The organism is Mesorhizobium sp. WSM3626 (assembly GCF_000513935.1).
Classification (GTDB): domain Bacteria; phylum Pseudomonadota; class Alphaproteobacteria; order Rhizobiales; family Rhizobiaceae; genus Mesorhizobium; species Mesorhizobium salmacidum.
The window spans coordinates 79,810-105,604 of the sequence record NZ_AZUY01000017.1 but is presented as its reverse complement, the minus strand read 5'-3'; the positions used below and the strand labels follow the sequence as shown (position 1 = coordinate 105,604).

Below are 25,795 nucleotides of genomic sequence, written 5' to 3'. Positions count from 1 at the left end.
AGATTGTCCGCCAGTGTTGCGGCGAACTCTCCAGCCGAGCTGCGAAAAGTCTTGAGGCTAACAATGTCACGGTCGCTGATTGCGTTTTGGCACCTGCTGAGCGAGAGCATCCGCGGCTTCGTCGACGACAATTGCTTGAGCCACGGGGCGGCGATGGCTTTCTATGCGACCACTTCGCTCGCTCCAATCCTGCTGATCGTTGTTGCCATCGCCGGTCTGGGCTTCGGGAACGATGCCGCCCAGATCGCATTGTCGGCACAGATTTCAGGCGTCATGGGTCCTCAAAGTGCCGACTTGCTGCAAGCAACGATCGAAAGCGCCTCCCAGAGAACTACAGGGACCTTGGCGACCATTTTGGGCTTGATCACTCTGTTTGTCACCGCATCCGGGGTGTTCGGAGAGATGCAGCTTTCACTGAACCAGATGTGGAAAGTGCCACCCACCGGATTTTCCATTTCGCGCGTGGTGCGGGCTCGCGCGGCAAGTCTGGGCTTGGTGGGAGCGCTGGGCTTTCTACTACTGGTCTCGCTGGTTGCGAGCGCGGCGATATCGGCGCTTGCCCAAGTGATCAACGCTCACCTGCCTTTTGGCGAGTTTATCCTCGCCTCCATAAATACCATCGTCTCCTTTGTTCTGATCGCACTGATGTTTGCTGCCATCTACAAAGTTCTGCCGGACCGTTCACTCGAATGGCGTGATGTGGGCGTCGGCGCCGTGATCACGGCGCTTTTGTTCACCATCGGAAAGTCGTTGATCGGCTGGTATATTGGCACAAGCGCGGTTGCCTCCTCATATGGCGCTGCCGGGGCGCTGCTTGTGGTGCTGCTGTGGGTCTACTACTCATCGGAGGTCTTTCTACTCGGCGCGGAAATTACCCGCGCCTATTCCATCCGGCATGGCAGCCGGGCCGATCTGGCGCAAATCGTCCATTCGCGGACGCCACCGGCAACAGGCATCAAACATGATCGAAAGATATCGGAAAAAGAGATAGTTGGCTGGATCGTTTTCAGCAGCTTGGTCACAGCGCTGATTTCTATCGCGCCCTATCTCAAGAAGTCGGCTCTTCGCCACGGCAACGATCAAGGCACTGATAAATGATGCCTCGATTCGCAAAGCCATGCTCGCTCTCGAAAGGGTCCGGTACGCCCAGAGCCTCGCCGATCCGGCTCGTCAGACGTGGAAGACCCGGTACCACTCGACGAACCGGCCTAACTCCTCGATGACAGAGGTGCGGTGGCGGTAGCCGATGCCGCTTGTGTCGGCGAAGATGTCGGCATGGCGCCGGCCTGCAGCGGTAGGATTTCGACGGCGGCGGGGCGTGCGCCCGCTGGCGGGGACGCGCCACGTAGACACATAGCTATTTCTGTCGGGATATCTATGGGGTAGCCATCGTCGCGGCGCTAACCCATTGTTGTTTCTGGTCGGAGTGGCAGGATTTGAACCTGCGACCCCCTCGTCCCGAACGAGGTGCGCTACCAGGCTGCGCTACACTCCGTGACCAGACCGCGGGCTTATAGCCGCCACACTTCGTTCCTGCAAGCGGCAATGGCAGCCCTTCTGTCGCATTTCGTCCGCTTTCGTCGGGTAGTGCCGTAAAGCCCGGATTTCCATCCGGGATAAACGCGGCTTAAAGCCTTGTGTGCTAAGCCGCTGCCTCGATAGATCGTGCTTTTGCCGCCTGGAGCTCTGCTGTCTTGCCCCCAAAAATCGTCGCCGAGGCCTGGCCCAACAGCTTCGAATTCGAAACCGCGGCGCTGATCAAGGCATCCGGCTTTCGGGAATATGATGCGCGCTGGTGGTTCGGCCATCCCGGTTCGACGGTGCCGCCGGAACTCAATCTGATCGGCGTCCAGGCGCTTGGCATGGGGCTCGGCACACTGATCCGGCGTCTCGGCGCCGGATCTGATATCGTCACCGGACATGATTTCCGTTCCTATTCGCTTGGCATCAAGCTGGCGTTGGTTTCCGGGCTGATGGCGGCCGGCGCACGGGTGAAGGACATCGGCCTGGCGCTGTCGCCGATGGCCTACTTCGCGCAGTTCGCACTGGAGACGCAGTCGGTGGCCATGGTCACCGCCTCGCACAACGAAAATGGCTGGACCGGCGTCAAGATGGGAGCGGCGCGGCCGCTGACCTTCGGGCCCGAGGAGATGAGCGCGCTGAAGGCGATCGTGCTGGCCGGCGATTTCGACCTTACAGGCGGCGGCTCCTATGATTTCGTCCGCGATTTTCGCGCCACCTATCTCGACGACCTGACCGGGGCCAAGCGCATCACACGAAAGCTCAAAGTGGTCGCCGCCTGCGGCAACGGCACTGCCGGCGCCTTTGCCCCGGAAGCCTTGCAGCGCATAGGCTGCGAAGTGGTCCCGCTCGATGTCGAACTCGATCACACCTTTCCGCGCTACAATCCCAATCCGGAGGACATGCGGATGCTGCATGCCATCAGGGACAAGGTGCTGGAGACAGGGGCCGATGTCGGGCTGGGTTTCGATGGCGACGGTGATCGCTGCGGTGTCGTCGACAATGAAGGCAACGAGATCTTTGCCGACAAGGTCGGCGTCATGCTGGCGCGTGACATTTCCAGCCAATATCCGGGTTCGACCTTTGTCGTCGACGTCAAGTCGACCGGATTGTTCAACACCGACACGGTGCTGCACGCCAATGGCGCCGTTACCGACTACTGGAAGACCGGCCATTCCTACATCAAGCGCCGCGTGGCCGAACTCGGCGCGGTCGCCGGCTTCGAAAAGTCAGGCCACTTCTTCTTCAACCCCCCGATCGGGCGCGGCTATGACGACGGGTTGGTCACGGCAATCGCCATCTGCCAGATGCTGGACCGCAACCCGGCCAGTTCGATGGCCGATCTCTACCGTGCGCTACCGCTGACCTTCGGCACGCCCACCATGTCTCCGCACTGCGCGGACGAGGTGAAGTACGACGTCGTCGAACGGGTGGTCTCCGATTTCCAGGCGATGAAGCGGGACGGCTCCAGTTTCGCGGGCCAGAAGATCGTGGACCTCGTCACCGTCAACGGCGTGCGCGTCGTCGCCGAGGACGGCACCTGGGGTCTGGTGCGCGCCTCGTCGAATAAGCCGGAACTGGTCGTGGTCGTCGAAAGCCCGGTCTCGTCCGAGCGTCGCCGGCAGATGTTCGATGCCGTCGACGCCGTGCTGCGCCGCAGTCCGGAAGTCGGCGCCTACAACCAGACCTTCTAGTTCAGCGTTCTGGCGCTTTGGTCGTCAGAACGCTCCAGTCGAACGCGCGCGCCCAGTCGGCAAAGCCGTGCCAGCGCACCTCCGGAAATTCCCTGTGCAAGGTGGCGATATCGACGTCGTAGCCGACGCGGTCGAACCATTCGAACATCAGCGCAGCGTCCTCGCTTTGCTGACGGGCAACCGCGATCGGTATTTCCTGATAGCGGATCGGGTGGCCGATGGCGCCGGACAGTATTGCGGCCTGTTCTTCGCCCGACAATTCGTCGCCGGCGAAATCGAAGCGCTTGCCGAACACCCGCTCTCGCCGCTCGGCCAGAGCGGCCACGAAGGCGCCGATATCCGCCAGGGCGACCAGTTGAAGCACCCGCTTGGGCGGCATCGCGAAGGCATGGATGCCTTGGTTGAGCGCACCGATCGACCACGGCGCAACGGCATTCTCCATGAAGGCCACCGGCGCGCTGATCGAATAGGGAATGCCGAGCTGCTCGATATACCGCTCGACCAGATATTTGCTTTCGAAATGCGGGATGCCTGTCTTCTTGTCCGCGTCGGCAACGGAGGAATAGATCAGGTGTCCGACGCCGGCTGCCTTCGCAGCGTCGGCGGCAAGGATCCCCAGACGGGTCTCCTCCTCGAGGCCGGCTTCATAGCTGTTGCCCATCAGGAACAGGGTGTCGACGCCTTCTGCGGCGCTCACGACCGAGCCCGCGTCAGCGAGATCGCCGGCCACCACCTCGGCGCCCGCCGACGCCAGTTGCCGCGCGCCCTCGCTGTCCGGTTTGCGCGTCAGTCCCTTGACGCGATGGCCTCTAGCCAACAGGGCACGCGCAACCGCGCCACCTTGCTGGCCCGTGGCGCCGGTCACAAGAACGCTTCGTTTGCTGGTCATTTCGTCTGCTCCTTCTTCTCTGTCTGGCTTGTTTGTCCGGAGCAAAAATTAGGCCCTGTCCGATTGATGCATAATTGCCTATAATTGGAAAACTTTGTTCCACTTGTGAGCACAATGATTGATCTCAATGATATCGTCGTGTTTGCTCGCGTCGTCGAAGCCGGCAGCTTCACCGCCGCCGCGCGCCTGCTCGCCATACCCAAGACGACGGTCAGCCGCCGTGTCGCCGCGCTAGAACGCGAGGTCGGCGTGCGCCTGCTGCAGCGCACGACACGCAGCCTCAACCTGACGGATGCCGGGCGCTCCTATTATCAGCAGAGCAGCCACGGACTGCGGACTATAGAGGAAGCGAATCTGCGTCTCGCGGAGGCGAGGGCAGAACCGTCGGGCACTATCCGCATTTCAGCCCCGGTAGGTTTTGGCAGCTACTTCCTCATCCGCGCCGTGGTCGACTTTCTGGCGCTGTATCCGAAGACCAACGTCGAGCTTCGCCTCACCGACGACAAGCTCAACTTGGTCGAGGACGGTATCGACCTTGCCTTCCGCACAGGCACCCTTCAGGATTCGACGCTGATCGCCCGCAAGCTCGGCGCCACGCGCAGGCTGCTCTGCGCAAGCCCCGACTATCTAACACGATACAGAACGCCGGAAAGTCCGGCGGATCTAGCGCGCCATCGATGCGTCATCGCGGGCCCATCGGCCTCAGCTGCTCATTGGGTTCTGGATGGACCACAAGGCCAGGAGACGGTCGTTGTCGCGGGGCGCTTCGCCGCCAACGAAATGCAGGCGGTGGTTGCGGCCGCGCTCGCGGGCTTCGGCATCGCCCAATTGCCCCAGGCGATGGCCGAAGGACTGATCGATCAGGGGCGCCTGCAGCGCGTTCTCGAGGATTACACGACACCGGCCGGCGGACTGCACGTCCTTTATCCGAGCAGCCGCCACCTTTCGCCCTTGGTAAAGGCCTTTATCGAACTGGCGGCCGGGCGGATTTCCAATCGGGCAGATACCGCTTAAAAGGCGTCTGTGCTACTCAATCGACCTCCAATTCCCGAGCGCGAGATCTGAATGACCGAGCGGATCGTCAGTTTTGTCATGAGCGGCGGCGTCGGTTCTCGGCTATGGCCGTTGTCACGTGAGGACAATCCCAAGCAGTTCCACGATCTGTCGGGCGATGGTTCCATGCTGGCCAAGACCTTGCGCCGCCTGACGGCGAGAGCGGCTGGCGAGACGCCGATCTTCCTGATTGCTTCGGAGCGTCATGCCGACCGTGTCCGTGCCGACTTGGCCGGTCTCGATCTTGCAGGTGGCGGCCCCCTGTTCGAGCCCGCGGGACGCAACACTGCCGCCGCCGTCGCACTGGCGACCCTGCGCACCTTGTCGGAATTCGGCGACAGCCTGGTGCTGGTGGTGCCCTCGGACCATGAAATAGCGACGGCAGGGCAATTCTGGCAAAGCATCGAAGCGGGATCGCAGCCGGCGCGCGCCGGCCGCCTGGTGGTGTTCGGCATCAAGCCGACCCAGCCGGAAACCGGTTATGGCTATATCGAGGTATCGGCCGAGAAGGGAGGGATATTCGACGTTTCGCGCTTCGTCGAGAAGCCCGACCTTGCGACGGCCAACGATTATCTCAGGGCGGGAAATTTCTACTGGAACACCGGCATCTTCCTGTTTCGGGCCGGTGCCATGCGCGACGCCTTCGAGGCATTCCAGCCCGATATCTGGCACGCCACCGAAGCGGCCTACAACGCGGCGACATCGGACCTGTCCGGCCTTTATATGCCACTGGAGCTCTACGCGGCGATCCCTTCGAACTCGATCGACTATGCCATCATGGAGCGGGCGAAAGACATAGCCATGGTGCCGGCCGGTTTCCGCTGGAACGATCTCGGCTCCTGGCAATCGCTCCTCGATGTCGGTCCCGCCGACGGCCAGGGCAATGTCGTTGTCGGTGATGTCGTCGCCATCGATTGCGAGAATTCCTATATCCGCAGCGACGGCCGCCTGCTGTCGGCGATCGGCATGAAGGACGTTGCCATCGTTTCGACCGCCGATGCCACTTTCGTTGCCCCGGTCAGTCATAGCCAGCACGTCAAGAAGATCGTCGAACAACTCGAAAAATCGGGACGGCTGGAAACCAGATTTACGCCCGCGCATGACCGCGTCATCCAAAGCGGCGCCTGGCGGCGACGGGTGCATCACTGGCTGTTCCAGGAGACCTTGCCGTTGTGGTCGACATCAGGCGTCGACGAGCGCCATGGCGGCTTCCACGAGGCGCTGGGTTTCGACGCTAACCCGCTCATCAAACCCAAGCGCATGCGCACCCAGGCCAGGCAGATCTATGCTTTTGCGGTTGCCAAGGAGCACGGCTGGACCGGCCCGGCCGACCGGCTGATCGCGCATGGCATCGACTTCATGGCGGGGCACGGCCGCACCGAACGGGGCGGTTGGGTGCGCACGCTGAATGTCGATGGCTCCGTCGCCGACCCGGTCGAGGATGCCTACGATCATTCCTGCATCCTGCTGGCATTGGCGCACGCGCATATGTCGGGTAATCCCGATGCCTTGCGGCTCGGCGAAGAGACCTTCGCCTTCCTCGATGCGCATCTGGAGGACAGCCGCATGACCGGCTTCCTCGAGACATCGGGCGGGACGGGCGAGCGGCGCTCCAACCCGCACATGCATCTGCTCGAAGCTTTCCTAGCCTGGCACCAGGCGACCGGCGAGCGCGCGCATCTGCGTCGTGCGGCGCGCATCATCGACCTCTTCCGCAGCCATTTCTTCGATTCTGAGAGCTGGACGCTCGGCGAGTATTTCGATGCCGAATGGAAACCGGTCTCCGGAGAGAAGGGAACCTGGACCGAACCCGGCCACCACTTCGAATGGGCATCGCTGCTGGTCGATTTCGCCGGTCGCAGCGGCCAGGCCGAACTAAGCGTCTTTGCCCGAAAACTCTATGCCTCGGCGATCGCCAACGGCCTCAACCGTGCCACCGGCCTTGCCTATGGGGCAGTCTCGCGGCAGGGCCTGCCGCTCGACCTGATATCGCGCAGCTGGCCGCAGGCCGAGGCGCTCAAGGCGGCGATCGCGCTGGATGGCTCGGGCGGCCCTGATCTGAAGCCGGAGATCGAGGCGCGCGTCGGCCGGCTGTTCCGCTGGCACATCGACCCGGCCCCGCTCGGTCTGTGGATCGACCGGATCGATGAGCGCGGCCGCTCGCTGGCATCGGACGTGCCGGCGAGCATCTTCTACCACTTGGTCTGTGCGCTGACCCAGTATCTGGATCGCACGGTGGACAAGTAGACAGGATCAGTACGGACTGGCGACGTCCCCGGTCTCGACATAAATCGACTTCATCTGCGAATAGAGCGCCAGCGCCGCCAGCGAGTTCTCGCGGCCGATGCCGGACTGCTTGACGCCGCCGAAGGGGATTTCGACCGGCGTCAGATTGTAGGCGTTGATCCAGCAGGTTCCGGCCTGCAACTCGGCGATGACGCGGTGGGCGCGCGGCAGGTCGCGTGTGAAAACGCCCGCGGCAAGACCGAACTCGGTGTCGTTGGCGCGGTCGATCACCTCGTCCTCACTGTTGAATTTCAGCACGCTCATGACCGGGCCGAAAATCTCCTCGCGGGCGATCCGCATCGTGTCGTTGACGCCGGTGAACACCGTCGGCTCGACGAAGAAGCCGCCCTGGAAGCCCTGCAGCGACGGCACGTTGCCGCCACAGGCCAGCGTCGCCCCATCCTGCTTGCCGGCCGCGATATAGCCGACGACCTTCTCGTGCTGCGCCTTGGAGACCAGTGGCCCCATCTGCGTTTCCGGATCGAGCGGATCGCCGATGCGGATTTTCTTGGTCCGTTCGACCAGCCGCTCGACAAAGCGGTCGTGAATGCCGCTCTGGACGAAGACGCGCGTGCCGTTGGAACAGATCTGGCCGGTCGAATAGAAGTTGCCGAGCATGGCGCCGCCAATGGCATTTTCGAGATCGGCATCGTCGAAGACGATCAGCGGCGACTTGCCGCCGAGTTCCATCGTCGCGTGCTTCATCGTCGAGCCGGCCAGCGACAGCACCTTGCGCCCGGTCGGCACCGAGCCCGTCACCGAGACCTTGGCGACGACATCATGGCCGACAAGCCCGGCACCGACATCGCCATAGCCTTGCACGACGTTGAACAGCCCGTCTGGCAGGCCGGCTTCTGAGTATATCTCTGCCAGCGCCAGCGCCGAAAGCGGCGTGTTTTCCGATGGCTTGAATACCATGGCGTTGCCCATGGCGAGCGCCGGCGCCGATTTCCAGCCGGCGATCTGGATCGGATAATTCCATGCGCCGATGCCGACGCAGACGCCAAGCGCCTCGCGGCGCGTATAGGCGAAGGGTCCGCCGAGGTCGACCGCTTCGCCGTTGAAGACGGCGACCGCGCCGGCGAAATATTCGAGGCAATCGGCTGCCGAAGGGGCGTCCGCCACCAGCGTCTCCTGGATCGCTTTCCCGGTGTCGAGCGTCTCGATGCGGGCAAGATCGGCGTTGCGGGCGCGCAAAATGTCGGCCGCACGGCGCAGAATGCGGCCACGCTCGACAGGCTTAAGCCGCGCCCAGGCCGGCTGTGCGGCGCGTGCGGCCTCGATGGCGAGTTCCAGCACGTTCGGCGTCGCCGAACGCAGCATGGCGATGGTCTCGCCTGTCGCGGGATAGATCACCGGCAGCGGCGCGCCGCGGTCGTCCTCGATATAGCGTCCGTTGACATAGTGCGAAGCCGTGGGCTGGGCGCGCATGGGAGGTCTCCAAATCATTTCGGCCCCACGCGTCGGCTATTGGGCGGGCGGCTGTCGGGCGGCTCACTCTATCGGCGGATCATGGCCTATCTGTCAGATGCCTGCCAGCGCGGATTGATCCATGGTTCCTGGTTGGACGGCGCGAGCGGCGTACGGCCAAGGATGTGATCGGACGCCTTCTCGCCGGTCATGATCGATGGCGCGTTGAGGTTGCCGTTGGTCACGCGCGGGAAGATCGAGGAGTCGGCGACCCGCAATCCGTCGACGCCGATGACGCGGCATTCCGGATCGACGACGCTCGATTGATCATCGACGCGGCCCATTCGGCAGGTGCCGCAGGGGTGATAGGCGCTTTCGGCGTGGTCGCGAATGAACACGTCGAGATCGTCATCCGACTGCACATGGCTGCCCGGCGAGAGTTCCTGTCCGCGATAGGCATCGAAGGCCGACTGGCCGAAGATTTCGCGGGTCAGGCGGATGCAGTGGCGGAACTCCGCCCAGTCGTCGGGATGCGACATGTAGTTGAAGCGGATGACCGGCTTCGCTTTTGGGTCCGGCGAGCGCAGTGTCACCGAGCCGCGCGACTTCGAGCGCATCGGCCCGACATGCGCCTGGAACCCGTGCGACTTCGCCGCCGCCTTGCCGTCGTAGCGAACCGCCGCCGGGATGAAGTGGTACTGGATGTCGGGATAGTCGACGCCAGCCTGTGAGCGTACGAAGGCGGCGGCCTCGAAATGATTGGTGGCGCCCAGGCCCGACTTGAAGAACAGCCATTGCGCCCCGATCATCGCCTTGGAGAACGGGTTCAGCACTGAATTCAGCGTGATCGGCCTGGTCGATTCCTGCTGGATATAGAGCTCCAGGTGGTCCTGCAGGTTGCCGCCGACGCCGGGCCGGTCTGCCACGACGGCAATGCCGTTTTCGCGCAAATGCCCGGCTGGGCCGATGCCGGACAGCATCAGGATCTTTGGCGAATTGATCGACGATGCCGCGACGATCACTTCGCGTCGCGCCTTAACGACCTGAATCTGTTTGTGAGCTTCGATCTCGACGCCGATGGCACGTTGATTCTCGATGATCACCCGGCGCGCAAAGCCCTTGACCAGACTCACGTTTTTGCGCCTGAGCGCCGGCTTCAGGTAGGCTGATGCCGCCGACCAGCGGCGACCGCCCAGAATGGTCTGCTCCATCGGGCCGAAGCCTTCCTGCTTGGCGCCATTGTAGTCGTCGGTCAGTTCAAACCCTGCCTGCCGGCCCGCTTCGACGAAGGCGCCATAGAGCGGATTGCGGCGCGAGCCGCGCTGCACATGCAGCGGCCCACCGTGCCCGCGCCAGCCATCCTCGCCACCGTCCGAATCCTCCATGCGCTTGAAGTAGGGGAGCACGTCAGCAAAACCCCAGCCGGCGGCGCCCTGTTCTGCCCAATGGTCGAAGTCACGGGCGTGGCCGCGCACATAGACCATGCCGTTGATCGAGGACGAGCCGCCGATCACCTTGCCGCGCGGCGTCGCCAGCACGCGGCCGCCCAGATGCGGCTCCGGCTCACTGGCGAACCCCCAGTCGTAGAGGCTCATGTTGAGCGGGATCGACAGCGCCGACGGCATCTGGATCAGAGGTCCGAGATCGGTGCCGCCGAATTCGATGACGATGACCGAATGCTTACCGTCCTCAGACAGGCGATAGGCCATGGCCGAGCCGGCGGAGCCGGAGCCGATGATGACGAAATCCGCTTCAAGCATGGTTCATATGCGCCATAAAATCGGCGATCGAAACGTTGCCGCCGGTAGCCATTACAAGGACGGTCTTTCCCGCCACATCCACTTTGCCGCCGAGCAGTGCCGCCAGCGAGGCCGCACCCGACGGTTCCAGCACCAGCTTCATCCGCTCGAAAGCGATCCGCATCGCGCGCCGCACCGACTGGTCGTCGACGGTGATGCCGCGGACACCCGCGGTCTTGACCGCGGCGAACGGCGCGTCGCCTGGCCGGCGCGACATCAGCCCGTCGCAGATCGACTTCGGGCCGATCGGCATGGTCTCGATGCTGCCATGCGCCAGCGAGGAACCCATGCCGTTGAACCCTTCCGGCTCGACGCCGATGATCCCGGTCGCCGGCGACAGATAGTGGAAGGCGAGTGAAACGCCGCCGATCAGCCCACCGCCGCCGACAGAGCAGAACAACAGGTCGGCGCTGGCGTCCTTGGCCGATAGCTGGTCGAGCGCTTCAAGGCCGGCACCCGCCTGGCCGGCGACGATCTCCGGATCGTCGAAAGGATGCAGCAGGGCCAGATCTTCGGTCTCCGCGATCTCGCGCGCCTTTGCGGCCGCGACTTCCTCGCGAGCCCGATCGCCATGATCGGTCAGTACGACGCGCGCGCCATAGCCTGCGGTGGCGTCCCGCTTGGCAGCCGGCGCATCGATCGGCATGACAATGGTGACCGGAATGCCGAGCGCCTGGCCGGCCGCGGCCAGCCCTTGCGCGAAATTGCCGGAGGAATAGGCGACGACGCCCTTCTTCGCCTCATCGGGCGAAAGCCGCTTCAGCCGCCAATAGGCGCCGCGAATCTTGAAGGATCCGGCCCATTGCAGCGATTCCGGCTTGATGAAGATCCGGGCCGCGCCGGTTTCCCTGGCCAGCGCCGTCGATTCCAGCAGTGGCGTGACCTGTGTCGCCTGGGAGGTGACGGCATAAGCCTGTCTGAGATGGTCGAGCGAGGGGACGAGAAGGTCTGCCATCATTCGCCTCGCGGATACCTTTTGCTCTCTTCGAGATTGTCGAGGTTCATGTGATTGCGCATGTACCGCTCGGACGCCTTCTGCAGCGGCTGGAAATCCCAGGGGTAATAGGCGCCGTTGCGCAGCGCCGGATAGACGACCCAGCGGCGTGCCTGGCTCTCGCGCACGGCGGCGTCGAAGCCGGCCATGTCCCAACGCACCCGCACCTTTTCCATGAATGCCGCCACAAGACCCGCATTGGCCGGGTCGTCGGCCAGATTGTCCCGCTCGAGCGGATCGGTTTCGAGATCGAACAATTGCGGCGGATCGAGTTCGCAATGAACGAATTTGTATCTGCCGTCGCGGATTGCCACCAACGGCGCATAGGAGCCTTCCGCGGCATACTCGATCAATACCGGTGCCGTGCGCTGCCCGCCCTTGGTGAGCGGCAGCAGCGACTGGCCATCGGTCCACGGCGCGATCGCCCCGATATCGATGCCGGCGAGGTCACAAAGCGTTGGTGCCACGTCGAGATTGGAGACCGGCGCCTCGATCAGGCCGGCACGAATGCCCTTGCCGGCAATCATCAATGGCACCCGCGCCGAGCCTTCGAAGAAGCTCATCTTGAACCACAGCCCTCGCTCGCCGAGCATGTCGCCGTGATCCGAACAGAACAGGATGATCGTATCGTCGAGCATGCGCGTTCGCGCGAGAACGTCCAGGAGCTCGCCGACCTTGTCGTCGACATAGGAGATGTTGGCGAAATAGCCGCGCCGCGAACGACGCACCTGCTCGGGCGTGATCTCGAAAGAGGGATAGTCGCTGGCGTGGTACAGCCTCTGGGAGTGCGTATCCTGCTCGTCATGCGCGATGTACCCGGTTTCCGGGTCCAGCGCCTGGCAATGCTCATAGAGATCCCAATACTGCTTGCGCGCGACATAAGGATCGTGCGGGTGCGACAGCGAGACGGTGAGGCACCATGGCCGATGACCCGCATCGTCCTGTTCGCGTGAAAGCTGATAGAGCTTCTGCGACGCGAGGAACACGACCTCGTCGTCATACTCCATCTGGTTGGTGGTTTCCGCAATGCCGGCGCCGGTTACCGAACCCAGATTGTGATACCACCACTCGATGCGCTCGCCGGGCTTGCGGTAGTCCGGCGTCCAGCCGAAATCCGCCGGATAGATGTCGGTGGTCAGCCGCTCCTCGAAACCGTGCAACTGATCCGGTCCGACGAAATGCATCTTGCCCGATAGGCAGGTGTAGTAGCCGGCGGCACGCAGATGATGGGCGAAGGTCGGGATCGACGAGGCGAACTCGGCCGCATTGTCATAGACCCCGGTGCGCGACGGCAACTGGCCGCTCATGAACGACGCACGGCCCGGCGCGCAGAGCGGCGAGGCGGTGTAGTTGTTGGCAAAGCGCGCCGAACGAGCGGCCAGCGCTTTCAGATGCGGCGTGTGCAGGAATTCCGCCGGCCCATCCGGGAAAAAGGTCCCGTTGAGCTGGTCGACCATGACGATCAGGAAATTAGGTCGCTTCGCTGTCACTGTTTGTGCCGTCCGCCAAGTTTGGTTTCGAGATAATCCTCGACCAGCGCGATCGCGGTCGCGGCGTCGGGCACGCCGTCCTTCAGCGCGCGCCTGATGTAGAGCCCGTCAATCATCGCAGCCGTCGCTTCCGCGGCGCGGTCGGCTTCGGTCCTGGGCAGGATACCGGTCAATCCGCTCATCAGGTTCGAATGCAGCCGCCGGGCGTAGATTCTGAGCAGCCGGCGAAGCGAGGACGATTGCTGCGCCTCGACATAGAAGGCGAGCCATGCGGCGATGGTCTCCGCCTGGAATTGGATGTCGGAAAAATTGACGGCGACCACGGCCGAGACGCGCTCGCGCGGGGAAGTGGTGGATTGGAGCGCGCGGCGCATGTCGGTGGTCAGTTCAGCCAGGATGTGCCGCATCGTCGCGAACAGCAGCTCATCCTTGGCGCCGAAATAGTGATGGGCAAGAGCCGATGACACACCGGCGCGGCCGGCAATCTCCGACATGGTCACGTCAAGCGAGCCGCGTTGACCGATCGCCGAGATCGTCGCGTCGATGAGCGCCTTACGGCGCAATGGCTCCATTCCGACTTTTGGCATGTCGTTCCCGATTTTGTACGGAGATTATTTTTTATTGACGCGTCAATCAATAAAAAAATCGACGCTGACGCGACCTGCACCAAGCGATTGTTGCGTTGCGGCCCTTCACGGTTCGGGGAAGAATGTTTATATTTGAACAATAAACGGCGAAGCCATGGACGAGGCTGGCGCCAAGGATGGAGACCGCCATGACCGCATGCATCGTTGGCTGGGCGCATTCGCGTTTCGGCAAGCTTGAGGGCGAGACGCTCGAAAATCTGATCGTCAAGGTCGCGACGGACGCGCTCGATCATGCCGGCATCGGCCCGGACGAGGTCGACGAGATCGTGCTTGGCCATTTCAACGCCGGCTTTTCGGCGCAGGATTTTACGGCAAGCCTGGTGCTTCAGGCCGATGACCGGCTGCGCTTCAAGCCGGCGACACGGGTCGAGAATGCTTGCGCTACCGGCTCGGCAGCGGTCAGGCAAGGCATCCGCGCCATCGACTCAAACGCTGCCCGGGTCGTTCTGGTGGTCGGCGCCGAGCAGATGACGACCACGCCCGGGCCAGAGATCGGCAAGAACCTGCTCAAGGCGTCCTATCTGCCCGAGGACGGCGACACGCCGGCCGGTTTTGCGGGCGTCTTCGGCAAGATCGCGCAGGCCTATTTCCAGCGCTATGGCGATCAGTCGGATGCGCTCGCCATGATCGCCGCCAAGAACCACAAGAACGGCGTCGACAATCCGTATGCCCAGATGCGCAAGGATTTCGGCTATGACTTCTGCCGGCAGGAGAGCGAAAAGAATCCCTTTGTCGCTGGTCCGCTGAAGCGCACCGACTGTTCGCTGGTTTCCGACGGCGCCGCCGCCCTTATCCTTGCCGACACGGCGACGGCGCTGAAGATGCGCCGCGCCGTCGCCTTCCGTGCCAACGAGCATGTGCAGGATTTCCTGCCGATGTCGAAGCGCGACATCCTGACGTTCGAAGGTTGCGAACAGGCCTGGACCCGTGCACTGAAGAACGCCGGCGTGACACTCGACGATCTCTCCTTCGTCGAAACGCATGACTGCTTCACCATCGCCGAACTGATCGAATATGAGGCGATGGGACTGGCGAAGCCGGGTGAGGGCGCCAAGTTGGCGCTGGATGGCACAACGGCAAAAGACGGCCGCCTGCCGGTCAATCCCTCAGGCGGCCTGAAGGCCAAGGGCCATCCGATCGGCGCCACCGGCGTTTCGATGCATGTCTTGACCGCCATGCAGCTTGTCGGCGAAGCCGGCGGCATCCAGGTGCCGGGCGCGAAACTCGGCGGTATCTTCAACATGGGCGGTGCGGCCGTCGCCAACTACGTTTCCATTCTCGACCGGATCAGATAGACCGCCCGCATTACAGCGCCGCGCGCCGTTTGGGGCGCGCAAACGACGCTGTAACACTTTGATTTTGCGGGAGGTGACATGACAAATCCGGTCCTGATCGAGGTTTTGCGCGGCGCCATTGTCGAGAGCGCCCATCGGGGCGCGGTCGCTGTCTTCGATGCCGATGGCAAGCCGGTCCTGGAGATCGGCGACACGTCGAAGCCGGTCTTTCCGCGTTCCGCCGTCAAGGCGATCCAGGCGCTGCCGCTTGTCGAAACGGGTGCCGCCGATGCCTATGGCTTCGGCGACCGCGAACTGGCGCTGGCCTGTGCCTCCCATTCCGGCGAGCCGGCGCATGTCGAATTGGCGCGGTCCATGCTGGCCAGGGCTGGGCTGGACGGGTCGGCGCTCGAATGCGGGACCCACTGGCCTTCGAACCATGACGCGGAGATTGCGCTCGCGCGTGCCGGCGGTTCACCAAATGCGCTGCATAATAATTGTTCCGGCAAGCATTCCGGCTTCCTCTGCACCTGCGTCCATTCAGACATCGCCCATCGCGGCTATGTGAGGCCGGATCACGCCTTGCAGGAAATGGTGCGCGACGCCATGCAGGCAGTCACCGGCGCTGTCCACGGCCCCGACGAACGCGCGATCGACGGCTGCTCGATCCCGACCTATGCGGTACCGCTCAGGAGTTTCGCGCTCGGCTTTGCCCGCATGGCCACGGCCCACGGCTTTGGCCCGGCGCGGGCGAAGGCCGCGAAGCGCCTGCTCTCCGCCTGCATGGCGGAGCCGTTCTTCGTCGCGGGCACAGGCCGTGCGGACCTGTTGCTGATGGAAGCCGCTCCCGGGCGAATTTTTGCGAAAGGCGGAGCCGAGGGCGTCCACTGTGCCGCAATTCCGGAACTCGGCCTCGGTATCGCGGTCAAATGCGATGACGGTGCCGGGCGCGCCGGCGACGCAATCGCAGCCGCCGTCGTCGCCAGGTTGCTGCGGGCGGACGAACCCTTGGCGGCGAAGCTGCTTGAACTGGCGAACGCGCCTATCGAAAGCCGGATCGGCGCCAAGGTCGGGGCGCTGAGGCCGACGCCGGCCTTGAATTGAAAGCAGCAATCAGCTGACGCGGTTGCGCTCGGCGGTCAGGTGCGCATAGCTGCTGCTGCCAGTCTGGTGAGGTCAACTGTCGCCGGCTCGGCCCGGCGCCGGCCCACAACCGCCCCGTTCGACGCGCCTCTTCTCTCAGCGGCAACGGCTTGCCGAGCAGCCACCCGGCGCCTAAGTTCAGGGAATGAGCAGAGCTTTTACCCGCGAAGAAGACAGCGAGAATGCCATCGCCGGCATTGGCGAGCGGCCGATCAGCACGCATCGTAACCTGGTGACGGAGCGCGGCATGGCGCAGATCGAGGACAATCTGGCCGATCTGCGCGATATCATGGCGAAAGCGGAGCGGAAAGCCGACCGCGAGCGCATTGCGGTCGTGTCGCGCGACCTGCGCTACTGGACCGCGCGGCGCGAGAGTGCCGAGCTTTCCGTGCCGGAGCCCGGCAGCGATGTTGTCCGCTTCGGCATGGGTGTCACGCTGGAAAGTGACGACGGGAAGAAGGTGCACTGGAAGATCGTCGGCGAGGACGAAGCCAATCCAGCCAAGGGCAGCATCTCGCATGTCTCGCCGATGGCGATCGCCTTGTTTGGCAAGAAGGTCGGCGACGTGGCCAACGTCAACGGCAAGGAGTGGGAGATCGTCAAGCTCTCGGAGAGTTAGTCCTCAAGCTTGACGACATGGTCGCGGAAGAATGCGGCGGCACCCGCTTCGTCGATCTCACCGGCAGCGACGGCCATGACAAATTCGTAAAGCGTGCCGTTGTCGGCCGTCAGGACATGGCCGTTCACGATCAAAAATGCGCCGGCGGCGACGATCGCTGTCCGTTTGTTGCCGTCGACAAAGGCATGGTTCCTGGCAATGCCGAAGACATAGGCGGCGGCAAGATCCTCGACTAAAGGATCTCCGTAGTTGGCCTTGTTCTCGGCCCGGGCGAGCGCCGATTCAAGAGCATTTTCATCTCTCAGACCTTGTGCTCCGCCGTGCCTGCGCAATTGCTCGGCATGCATGGCTTCGACTGCGCGCCGGGTCAGGAATTCCCAGCTCATTCCGCGAGCTTCTGAAGCGCGACCTTGTATTTGTCCATGACCTTACGAGCGGCTTCCATCTGCCGCTCGAAACTGTCATCCACGGGCTCAAGGGCAATTCCCTTATCCGTTTCGACGATCTGGAACTGATCACCGGTCTTCAAATTCAGACGATCGAGCAGGTCCTTCGGCAGGATCACACCCTCCGAATTACCGATCTTGCGAATTGTTGTGTTCATGATGAAACATCCTGTTGCAACGCTTATTATAACGCAGCGTACTCGATGTTGCAACAGAAATTATAACAGCATCAGCCTGCCGCCAGCAGCCGATCCAGCAGCCGCTCCGCCGCTTCCGGAATGACCGTGCCCGGTGGGAAGATTTCCGCAGCACCTGCTTGCAGCACCGCGTCATAGTCCTGCGGTGGGATAACGCCGCCGGCCACGATCAGCATGTCGCCGCGGCCGAGCTTCTTCAGCGTGTCGCGCAATTCGGGGATCAGCGTCAGGTGACCCGCTGCCAGCGATGAGGCGCCGATGATGTGGACGTCATGCTGGATCGCCAGCTTCGCGATCTCTTCCGGCGTCTGGAACATGGCGCCGACGGTGACGTCGAAGCCGAGATCGGCGAAGGCCGTGGCGATCACCTTCTGCCCGCGGTCGTGGCCGTCCTGTCCCATCTTGGCCACGAGAATGCGCGGCTTGCCGCCGTTTTTCTTTTCGAAGGCATCAAGCTTGTCCTGCAGCCGGTTGACCACCGGATTGTCGCCAAGCGCCTTGCGGTAGACACCGGAAATGGTCTGCACCGTGGCCACATGGCGGCCATAAGCCCTTTCCAAGGCGAACGAGATTTCACCGACAGTGGCATTGGCGCGCGCGGCGCGAATGGCGAACTCCAGCAGGTTGTCCTCGCCTTGGGCGGCACGGGTCAGCGCATCGAGCGCGTTTTCGACCGCGGCGACGTCACGCGTGCCTTTCAGCCGTTGCAGCTTCGAGAGTTGCCGGGCCCTGACCTCGGCATTGTCGATCTTCAGCACGTCGACCTCGATATCGGTCCCGGGGCGATGCGCATTGACGCCGACCAGCATCTGCTCGCCGGAATCGATACGCGCCTGCGTACGCGCCGCGGCTTCCTCGATGCGCAGCTTGGGTATGCCCTTTTCGATCGCCGCCGCCATGCCACCGAGAGCCTCGACCTCCTCGATATGGGCGAGCGCACGCGCCGCCAGGTCATGTGTCAGCCGCTCGAGATAGGCCGAACCGCCCCACGGATCGATGATCCGCGTGGTGCCGGATTCTTTCTGCAGGATGAGTTGCGTGTTGCGGGCGATGCGCGCCGAATGATCGGTCGGCAGCGCCATTGCTTCATCGAAGGAATTGGTGTGCAGCGACTGGGTATGCCCTTGGGTCGCGGCCATCGCTTCGATCATGGTGCGGATGATGTTGTTGTAGGGATCCTGCGCCGTTAGCGACCAGCCGGAGGTCTGGCAATGGGTGCGCAGGGACAGTGACCGTTCGTCCTTCGGCGCGAAATTCTTTTTCATCAGGGTCGCCCACAACAGGCGGGCGGCCCTGAGCTTGGCCACTTCCATGAAGAAGTTCATGCCGATCGCCCAGAAGAAGGAAAGGCGCGGCGCGAAACGGTCGATGTCGAGCCCCGCCGCGACGCCGGCGCGGGCGTATTCGATGCCGTCGGCGACCGTATAGGCGAGCTCCAGGTCGGCGGTCGCGCCGGCCTCCTGCATGTGATAGCCGGAGATCGATATCGAATTGAACTTCGGCATGTTCTTCGAGGTGTAGGAGAAGATGTCCGAGACGATCCGCATCGAGGGCTTCGGCGGATAGATGTAGGTGTTGCGGACCATGAATTCCTTCAGGATGTCGTTCTGAATGGTCCCCGCCAAGTCCTTCTGCGCGACGCCTTGTTCTTCCGCCGCCACGATGTAGAGCGCCATGATCGGCAGCACCGCGCCATTCATCGTCATCGACACGGTCATGTCGCCGAGCGGAATGCCGTCGAACAACTGCCGCATGTCGAGGATGGAATCGATGGCCACACCCGCCATGCCGACATCGCCGGCCACGCGCGGATGGTCTGAATCATAGCCGCGATGCGTGGCCAGATCGAAGGCAACCGAAAGACCTTTCTGGCCGGCGGCAAGGTTGCGCCGGTAAAAGGCGTTGGACTCTTCGGCGGTCGAAAAGCCTGCATATTGCCGGATCGTCCAGGGCTGCTGGACATACATGGTCGGGTAGGGGCCGCGCACGAACGGCGCCAGGCCTGGATAGGTATCGAGATGCGGCAATCCCTTGAGGTCGCCCTGACTGTACAACTGCTTGACGACAAGACCTTCCGGCGTCGTCCGCTGTCCCTTGACCTCGACCGGTGCGCGGCGCGGCGGCACCCAGCCGATCTGACTGAAATCCGGAATCAAGAAGCAGCCCCGATGGATTGCTCGATGCGAACCGGCGACAGTGCCTCGCACAGCACGACACCCTCGGTGAAGGCAGGTCGCCGCTCTGCGTCCAGGGTTTCGACCGGACGCTCGCTTCTCAAGGGGTGCAGCGTGGCGCCGACAATGGCCCGCTCGCCTGACTTGAAGGCAATGCCGCGCTGGGCGGCGGCAGTGCGGACGCGCTGCTGGATATGTCCGTCCCGAAGGCTGGACAGCACGCCACCCTCTGCCTCGATCGCCTGCAACTCCGCCCACGCTGCTTCGCAAAGATCTGACGTCAGCGCTTCGACCGCGCCGGAGCCATGGGCGGGATCTGTGACATGATCGACATGGCTTTCATTGACCATGATCAGTTGCGCATTACGCGCGACGCGGCGGGCAAAAGCCGCTGGCAGGCCGTGTGCGATCGTATGCGGCAGGATTGAGATCGAATCGGCGCCTCCCGCCGCCGCGGCGAAGCAGCCGATCGTCGTGCGCAGGATGTTGTTTTCGGGGTCCAATGCCGTCATCATGCGAAATGATGTCTCGGCATGGATATTGGCCGTGGAATTGGGGATCGAGCAGGCCTCCTGCACCCGTGCCCACAGCCTGCGCAGGGCCCGCACTTTGGCCATAGACAGGAACTGGTCCTGGTCGACGCTGAGCGCGAAACCGATATGAGGCGCGGCATAGACGAGCGGCTGCCGCGCCTTCTCGAACATCCTCAGATACGAAACCGCCGAAGCCAGCATGATGCCGAGTTCCTGCGCTTCCGTGGCGCCGGCATTGTGAAAGACGCGACCGTCCGCCTCCAGAAGCACACCGGGGACGCCCATCGAGAAGAAATGCGCCAGCGATTGCGGCATCGATTCCTGCAGCGCCTCGATCGACATGCGCAGTCGTCCGGTGCCGGCGAGGATAGCCGCCGGATCGATGCCGAAGGAAAGGTTGAGCTTTGCCGGATCGGAGCGGCGCTTGCTCAGGAACGCCACCAGCCAGTCGGCCATGGGGCGGCTCCACGGGTGGGTATCGATGCGGATCTGGACCCGGTTGAGGGGTACGCCCTCTAGTACCGTCTCCAGTGCCTGCGCCGTCCTCGGCAGGCCGTAGCCGAACGCGTTCGGAGCACCCTCGAAGACGAGCGACAGTCCCGTCGCGCCCTGCGAGATATCTTCCAGGACCTGGGTCTTGGCGCGATCGACATCGGGGTCGTCGACGCGCTGGCTGACGATCCAGGGCAATTGAGGATTGGCGCGCACGATCGGTTCCGTTCCGGTCGCGCGATCATAGAGCGGCTCGACGCGGATGTTGTCGTCGGTGTGCGAGACCAGCTTTTCCTCAAAGGATGCGCCGGCCAACGCTTTTTCCGCCAAGGCCAGCCATTGCTGACGCTGCGCATCCGTTGGCTCAACATCCCTGGTCAAGGCTCCGGCGCCCATTCATCGTCCTCGTTCTATGTGGCCGCACCAGCCCGGGCAGCCCAGTCTACGGTCCCCGGTAGGTTATCGCAATGCGCATCCAAGGCCCAAATCCCACCACCTGATATTCGATCCACCTGATATAGGTTGGCTTGCGTGGACCGACCATGGACGATTGCCAAACACCATCGAAATTCGCAAGTTCCAAAATCTGCTCCTGGCGATTGGTCCGGTTTGGACGATTGGCCCTGATTGGATGATTGGCCTCGCTTTGGACAATTGTCATTGTCGCTATGCGACGGCCTCACTATACCTTCGGACAAAGGCTGGCCTTAGATACATCAGTTTGCGGAGACCCGACATATGACTGACGATCCCAGTATTTTCATCGGCGCCAGCCGCAAGCCCGACGACAGCTATCAGCGCGCCGAAAATCTGCTGCTGCAATACGGCAACCGCCACGGCCTGGTGACTGGCGCCACCGGTACCGGCAAGACTGTCAGCTTGCAGATCCTGGCCGAAGGTTTTTCGAATGCCGGCGTGCCGGTATTCTGCGCCGACATCAAGGGCGACCTTTCCGGCATCGCCATGATGGGCACCGCCCAGGATTTCCTTGTCAAGCGGGCAGAACAGGTCAAGCTCGACCCTTACGACTTCCAGGAATTTCCGGTCATCTTCTGGGATCTGTTCGGCGAGCAGGGCCACCCCATCCGCGCGACCATTTCGGAAATGGGACCGCTGCTCCTGTCGCGGCTGATGAACCTGACCGACGCTCAGGAAGGCATCATGAACATCGCCTTCCGCATCGCCGATGAGGAAGGCCTGCTGCTGCTCGACATGAAAGACCTGCAGGCGCTGCTCGCCAACATCGCCGAACGCGCCGAAGAGATCAGCGCCCGTTACGGCAACGTCACCAAGCCATCGGTAGGGGCCATTCAGCGCACGCTGCTGGTGCTGGAGCAGCAGGGCGCGGCGAATTTCTTCGGCGAGCCGGCTTTGCGGATTGCCGACATCATGCGCACCACGCGTGACGGTCGCGGTGCCATCAGCGTGCTCGCCGCCGACAAGCTGATGATGAATCCGCGCCTCTACGCGACGTTCCTGCTCTGGCTGATGTCGGAGCTGTTCGAGGAACTGCCCGAAGTCGGCGACCCCGACAAGCCGAAGCTGGTGTTCTTCTTCGACGAGGCGCACCTCTTATTCGACGAGGCGCCGAAGGTGCTGATCGACCGGGTCGAGCAGGTGGTCCGCCTGATCCGCTCCAAGGGCGTCGGCGTCTATTTCGTCACGCAGAACCCTTTGGATATCCCCGAAAAGGTCCTGGCCCAACTCGGCAACCGCGTGCAGCACGCGCTGCGCGCCTACACGCCGCGCGAGCAGCAGGCGGTGAGGACGGCGGCCGAAACTTTCCGGCCCAATCCGGACTTCGACTGCGCCACCGCCATCACCCAGCTCGCCACCGGCGAGGCGCTGGTTTCGACGCTGGAGGCCAAGGGCATTCCGTCCATGGTCCAGCGCACGCTGATCCGTCCGCCGTCATCGCGGCTTGGACCAATCACCCCCGCCGAGCGGCAGAAGCTGATCGGGGAAAGCCCGGTCACCGGCCAGTACGACCAGGTCATCGACCGCGAGTCGGCTTTCGAGATGCTGCAGAAGAAGGCCAAGGAGGCGCAGGACGCCGAGGCGCAGGCGCAGCAGGCAGGCACCGGCGGCTCGCGCTGGACCATTCCAGGTTTCGGCAATGACGATCCCGCGCCGCAGTCCGGCGGCAGGCGCGCGCCTGCGCCGCGGCCGTCCAACCGCCAGACGGTGGCGGAAGCGGCGATCAAGTCGGTCGTGCGCTCGGTCGGCTCTTCGGTCGGACGTGCGATCGTGCGCGGAATATTGGGCAGCCTGTCGCGGGGGCGGTAGAATCGGGCAGCGGCGTTGCCGCTGTCCTGTGAGCTTAGAAAATCGCGTCCGTCACCGCTTTGACCGGGCCGAGCAGGACCGATCCATCCGGCACGCCGGCGTCGATCGGGATGGCCTTGTGGTTGGCCGACGCCACCATCGGCTGGCGGGCGTCGCTGGTCACGATGACCGGCGTCTTGGAGGGCACACGGTCGTAAAGGTCGATGATGTCCTGATTCATCAGGCGCACGCAGCCCGACGACACCGATTTGCCGATCGAGCGCCATTCCGGCGAGCCGTGCAGGCGATAGAGCGTGTCCACATTGCCCTGGAAGAGATAGAGCGCGCGCGCGCCGAGCGGGTTCTTCAAGCCGCCGGGCATGCCGCCATTGTCGGCGCTATACTGCTTCAATTCCGGCTGGCGGGCGACCATCTCATCCGGCGGCGTCCATTTCGGCCATTTCTGCTTCCATTGGACGACGGCGTCGCCCGACCACTCGAAGCCGGCGCGGCCGAGACCGACGCCATAACGGATGGCCTGGCCGCCCGGGCGAACCAGATAGAGGAAATGGCCTGTCGTATCGACGACGATGGTTCCCGGCTTCTGGCCGGTCGGGTCGGGCACGATCTGGCGCAGGAACTGCGGATCGATCCTGTCGACCGGGATGGCCGGCAGATCGAAGCCGCCATCGCTGACCGCCGCGTACATCGACGCATAGTCGGCAAGCGGAGGCTCGACATAGGTTGGTGGGGGCGGCTCGGCCGGCCCGGGGCCGGTGGTGGCGCATGCCGAAACCGCGATCGAGGCGGCGCCCAGGGCTGCGGCGTTGAGGAAGCCGCGACGGCTCAGGCGATAGGATTCGATTTCGGTTATGGACATGGCTGCCTTCTTTAAGACTCAAATCGCAACAAAGCGTCAACACGCCGACGTCCGCTGCGGGTGCCTGACAACACCTGAGGCGATAGGCGGTTCCGATTCTGGCCCGAACGTGGACAAACAAAGGCGAAGCTGTGACTGCGCCGCCACTGTGGCGTTGAGGCCACAGGTCCGCTAGCCACCGGATACGAGGGCCTCCAGCGACGGCAGGATCAGGGCCGGCGGCAAGTCCCGGTATTCCTCCGGCTGGTTGGAGCGGTTGATCCAAACCGTGCGGAAGCCGAATTTGGTGGCGCCCGCAATGTCCCAGCGATTGGAAGACTGGAAGGAGATCGCGCCGGGATAGAGTCGCCAATCCGTGGCGACCATGTCGTAGACCGCCGGATCGGTCTTGAAGCGACGCACCGCATCGACCGAATAGATGTTGTCCAGGACCTGGTCGAGTGCCGCGGACTTGACCGCCGCCTCCAGCATTTCGGGCGAGCCATTGGAGAGGATCGCCAGCCTGGCGCCCGAGGCCTTGAGCGCCTTCAGCACGGCCGGCACTTCGGGATAACAGTCCAGCCTCCAATAGGCCTCCAGCAGCTTTGCCTTGAGACTAGGATCGGCCGAAGGGACCTTGCGCAAGGCGAAGTCCAGCGCCTGTTCCGTCAACTGCCAGAAGTCGGCGTAGGCGCCCATCAACGTGCGTACCCAGGAGTATTCAAGCTGCTTGGCGCGCCAGATTTCGGACAGGAGCTGGCCGTCGGGGCCGATCGCGTCTGCATGGCGGCGCACGGCCGCATGCACGTCGAACAGCGTGCCATAGGCGTCGAAAACATAGGCGGCGTATTGCATGGCAACAGTTTTGAGGCGAGGCGGGACAAGGTGCAAGCCTTGATTGCATCGCACCCGTCGCTGGCCTCAACAAAACTCCCCGATGCTGGTTGACGGCAGCGGCCAAAGCATCATCCAATGTTGTCACACAAGATCGACCGGAACAGGAAAACGCGATGACACTGGCGGCGGCGGCGCAATCCGCGACATGGACTTTCGTCGATGGCGATTGGTACGAAGGCAATGTCGCCATTCTGGGGCCGCGCAGCCACGCCATGTGGCTCGGCACCAGCGTGTTTGACGGGGCTCGCTGGTTCGAGGGCGTGGCGCCCGATCTCGAACTTCATGCCGCACGCGTCAATGCCTCGGCGATCGCGCTCGGCCTCGCGCCAAACATGACGCCCGAGCAGATCGTCGGGCTGACCTGGGACGGATTGAAGAAATTCGACGGCAAGACGGCGGTCTACATCAGGCCGATGTACTGGGCCGAGCATGGCGGCTACATGGGCGTCCCGGCCGATCCCGCCTCGACCCGTTTCTGCCTCTGCCTCTATGAATCGCCGATGATCTCGCCGACCGGCTTTTCCGTGACCGTATCGCCGTTCCGGCGCCCGACCATCGAAACCATGCCGACCAACGCCAAGGCCGGCTGCCTCTATCCCAACAACGGCCGCGCCATCCTCGAGGCCAAGGCGCGCGGCTTCGACAATGCGCTTGTGCTAGACATGCTGGGCAATGTCGCGGAGACCGGAAGCTCGAATATCTTCCTGGTCAAGGACGGCCACGTGCTGACGCCGGCGCCCAACGGAACCTTCCTGTCCGGCATCACCCGCTCGCGCACGATGACGCTGCTCGGCGACTATGGGTTCAGGACGACTGAAAAGACGCTGTCGGTGCGGGATTTCCTCGAAGCCGACGAAATCTTCTCGACCGGCAACCACTCCAAGGTGGTGCCGGTCACCCGCGTCGAGGACCGCGACCTGCAACCCGGCCCGGTGGCCAAGAAGGCACGCGAACTCTATTGGGATTGGGCGCATTCGACGTCAGCTGGCTGAGGTCCGGCCTTTCTGTCGCTGCGCGGTTGGCCGCAGGAAAAGCGTGTGACAGTTTTCGGGAACCCGCTTAGAAAGGGAACCGGCGCTCCATTTCCGGAGTTGCTCCAGCTCAATCCCGACC

The 25,795-nt window shown here is 63.2% G+C and carries 21 protein-coding genes and 1 tRNA gene; 9 read left to right on the top strand and 13 right to left on the bottom strand.

The features are described 5' to 3' along the window. Positions 1–63 precede the first annotated feature (63 nt). Positions 64–1,098, top strand: coding sequence for a YihY/virulence factor BrkB family protein (locus M653_RS01000000132540; RefSeq protein WP_051442677.1), 1,035 nt, complete (start codon positions 64–66; stop codon positions 1,096–1,098). Positions 1,099–1,418: 320 nt separating this feature from the next. Here the strand turns inward: M653_RS01000000132540 and M653_RS0114430 are convergent. Next, positions 1,419–1,495: transfer RNA gene (locus M653_RS0114430), tRNA-Pro, on the bottom strand. Positions 1,496–1,694: 199 nt separating this feature from the next. On the opposite strand from M653_RS0114430, the gene M653_RS0114425 reads away from it, so the two are divergent. Continuing rightward, the gene (locus M653_RS0114425) at positions 1,695–3,215 is read left to right on the top strand and encodes a phosphomannomutase/phosphoglucomutase (protein ID WP_027143992.1); all 1,521 of its coding nucleotides are present in this window, start codon (positions 1,695–1,697) and stop codon (positions 3,213–3,215) included. Position 3,216: 1 nt separating this feature from the next. Here M653_RS0114425 and M653_RS0114420 read toward each other — a convergent pair whose 3' ends face one another. Continuing rightward, positions 3,217–4,104 carry an NmrA/HSCARG family protein gene (locus tag M653_RS0114420; protein ID WP_027143991.1) on the bottom strand — a complete coding sequence of 296 codons (888 nt, stop codon included), beginning with the start codon at positions 4,102–4,104 and terminating at the stop codon, positions 3,217–3,219. A gap of 114 nt (positions 4,105–4,218) precedes the next feature. On the opposite strand from M653_RS0114420, the gene M653_RS0114415 reads away from it, so the two are divergent. Continuing rightward, positions 4,219–5,118 carry a LysR family transcriptional regulator gene (locus M653_RS0114415; RefSeq protein WP_027143990.1) on the top strand — a complete coding sequence of 300 codons (900 nt, stop codon included), beginning with the start codon at positions 4,219–4,221 and terminating at the stop codon, positions 5,116–5,118. A gap of 51 nt (positions 5,119–5,169) precedes the next feature. Next, on the top strand, positions 5,170–7,404 hold the full coding sequence (locus M653_RS0114410) for a mannose-1-phosphate guanylyltransferase/mannose-6-phosphate isomerase (RefSeq protein WP_027143989.1): 2,235 nt from the start codon (positions 5,170–5,172) through the stop codon (positions 7,402–7,404). 6 nt (positions 7,405–7,410) lie between these two features. On the opposite strand, the gene betB is transcribed toward M653_RS0114410, so the two are convergent. From betB to betI, 5 genes are all read right to left on the bottom strand, one after another. After that, positions 7,411–8,874, bottom strand: coding sequence for a betaine-aldehyde dehydrogenase (gene betB / locus M653_RS0114405; protein ID WP_027143988.1), 1,464 nt, complete (start codon positions 8,872–8,874; stop codon positions 7,411–7,413). An 86-nt stretch (positions 8,875–8,960) separates the two neighbouring features. Continuing rightward, positions 8,961–10,613: a choline dehydrogenase gene (gene betA, locus M653_RS0114400; protein ID WP_027143987.1), complete on the bottom strand. Its 1,653-nt coding sequence runs from the start codon at positions 10,611–10,613 to the stop codon at positions 8,961–8,963. Then, entirely contained in the window at positions 10,606–11,610 is a 1,005-nt protein-coding gene (locus M653_RS0114395; protein ID WP_032935318.1) for a threonine/serine dehydratase, read from the bottom strand. Before M653_RS0114395 ends, betA begins: the two co-directional genes overlap by 8 nt. After that, positions 11,607–13,136, bottom strand: coding sequence for a choline-sulfatase (gene betC, locus M653_RS0114390; RefSeq protein ID WP_027143985.1), 1,530 nt, complete (start codon positions 13,134–13,136; stop codon positions 11,607–11,609). Before betC ends, M653_RS0114395 begins: the two co-directional genes overlap by 4 nt. Beyond that, complete coding sequence (gene betI / locus M653_RS0114385; protein ID WP_027143984.1) at positions 13,133–13,723, bottom strand: transcriptional regulator BetI; 591 nt, start codon at positions 13,721–13,723, stop codon at positions 13,133–13,135. Before betI ends, betC begins: the two co-directional genes overlap by 4 nt. A 188-nt stretch (positions 13,724–13,911) precedes the next feature. On the opposite strand from betI, the gene M653_RS0114380 reads away from it, so the two are divergent. From M653_RS0114380 to greA, 3 genes are all read left to right on the top strand, one after another. Next, positions 13,912–15,078: an acetyl-CoA acetyltransferase gene (locus tag M653_RS0114380; protein WP_027143983.1), complete on the top strand. Its 1,167-nt coding sequence runs from the start codon at positions 13,912–13,914 to the stop codon at positions 15,076–15,078. Positions 15,079–15,156: 78 nt separating this feature from the next. Then, entirely contained in the window at positions 15,157–16,161 is a 1,005-nt protein-coding gene (locus M653_RS0114375) for an asparaginase (RefSeq protein WP_027143982.1), read from the top strand. 184 nt (positions 16,162–16,345) lie between these two features. Next, positions 16,346–16,819 (top strand): transcription elongation factor GreA, encoded by a 474-nt coding sequence (gene greA, locus M653_RS0114370; protein ID WP_027143981.1) that lies wholly within the window; start codon positions 16,346–16,348, stop codon positions 16,817–16,819. Here the strand turns inward: greA and M653_RS0114365 are convergent. The 4 genes from M653_RS0114365 to M653_RS0114350 form a co-directional block, all read right to left on the bottom strand. Beyond that, a complete protein-coding gene (locus M653_RS0114365) occupies positions 16,816–17,205 on the bottom strand; it encodes a type II toxin-antitoxin system death-on-curing family toxin (protein WP_027143980.1) in 390 nt (129 codons plus the stop codon). The two genes, greA and M653_RS0114365, sit on opposite strands and share 4 nt — an antisense overlap. Continuing rightward, positions 17,202–17,423: an AbrB/MazE/SpoVT family DNA-binding domain-containing protein gene (locus tag M653_RS0114360; protein WP_027143979.1), complete on the bottom strand. Its 222-nt coding sequence runs from the start codon at positions 17,421–17,423 to the stop codon at positions 17,202–17,204. The genes M653_RS0114365 and M653_RS0114360 overlap by 4 nt, the downstream gene beginning before the upstream one ends. A gap of 71 nt (positions 17,424–17,494) precedes the next feature. Then, positions 17,495–19,618 carry a methylmalonyl-CoA mutase gene (gene scpA / locus M653_RS0114355; protein WP_027143978.1) on the bottom strand — a complete coding sequence of 708 codons (2,124 nt, stop codon included), beginning with the start codon at positions 19,616–19,618 and terminating at the stop codon, positions 17,495–17,497. Beyond that, complete coding sequence (locus M653_RS0114350; protein WP_027143977.1) at positions 19,615–21,057, bottom strand: methylmalonyl-CoA mutase subunit beta; 1,443 nt, start codon at positions 21,055–21,057, stop codon at positions 19,615–19,617. The genes scpA and M653_RS0114350 overlap by 4 nt, the downstream gene beginning before the upstream one ends. Positions 21,058–21,399: 342 nt before the next feature. Here M653_RS0114350 and M653_RS0114340 point away from each other — a divergent pair, with 342 nt between their 5' ends. Then, positions 21,400–22,947, top strand: coding sequence for a helicase HerA-like C-terminal domain-containing protein (locus tag M653_RS0114340; RefSeq protein ID WP_027143975.1), 1,548 nt, complete (start codon positions 21,400–21,402; stop codon positions 22,945–22,947). A gap of 34 nt (positions 22,948–22,981) precedes the next feature. On the opposite strand, the gene M653_RS0114335 is transcribed toward M653_RS0114340, so the two are convergent. Both M653_RS0114335 and M653_RS0114330 read right to left on the bottom strand, forming a co-directional pair. Continuing rightward, positions 22,982–23,806: a L,D-transpeptidase gene (locus tag M653_RS0114335; protein ID WP_027143974.1), complete on the bottom strand. Its 825-nt coding sequence runs from the start codon at positions 23,804–23,806 to the stop codon at positions 22,982–22,984. A gap of 171 nt (positions 23,807–23,977) precedes the next feature. Beyond that, positions 23,978–24,640 (bottom strand): haloacid dehalogenase type II, encoded by a 663-nt coding sequence (locus M653_RS0114330; RefSeq protein ID WP_027143973.1) that lies wholly within the window; start codon positions 24,638–24,640, stop codon positions 23,978–23,980. A 155-nt stretch (positions 24,641–24,795) separates the two neighbouring features. Here M653_RS0114330 and M653_RS0114325 point away from each other — a divergent pair, with 155 nt between their 5' ends. Continuing rightward, the gene (locus tag M653_RS0114325) at positions 24,796–25,674 is read left to right on the top strand and encodes a branched-chain amino acid aminotransferase (protein ID WP_027143972.1); all 879 of its coding nucleotides are present in this window, start codon (positions 24,796–24,798) and stop codon (positions 25,672–25,674) included. Positions 25,675–25,795 lie beyond the last annotated feature (121 nt).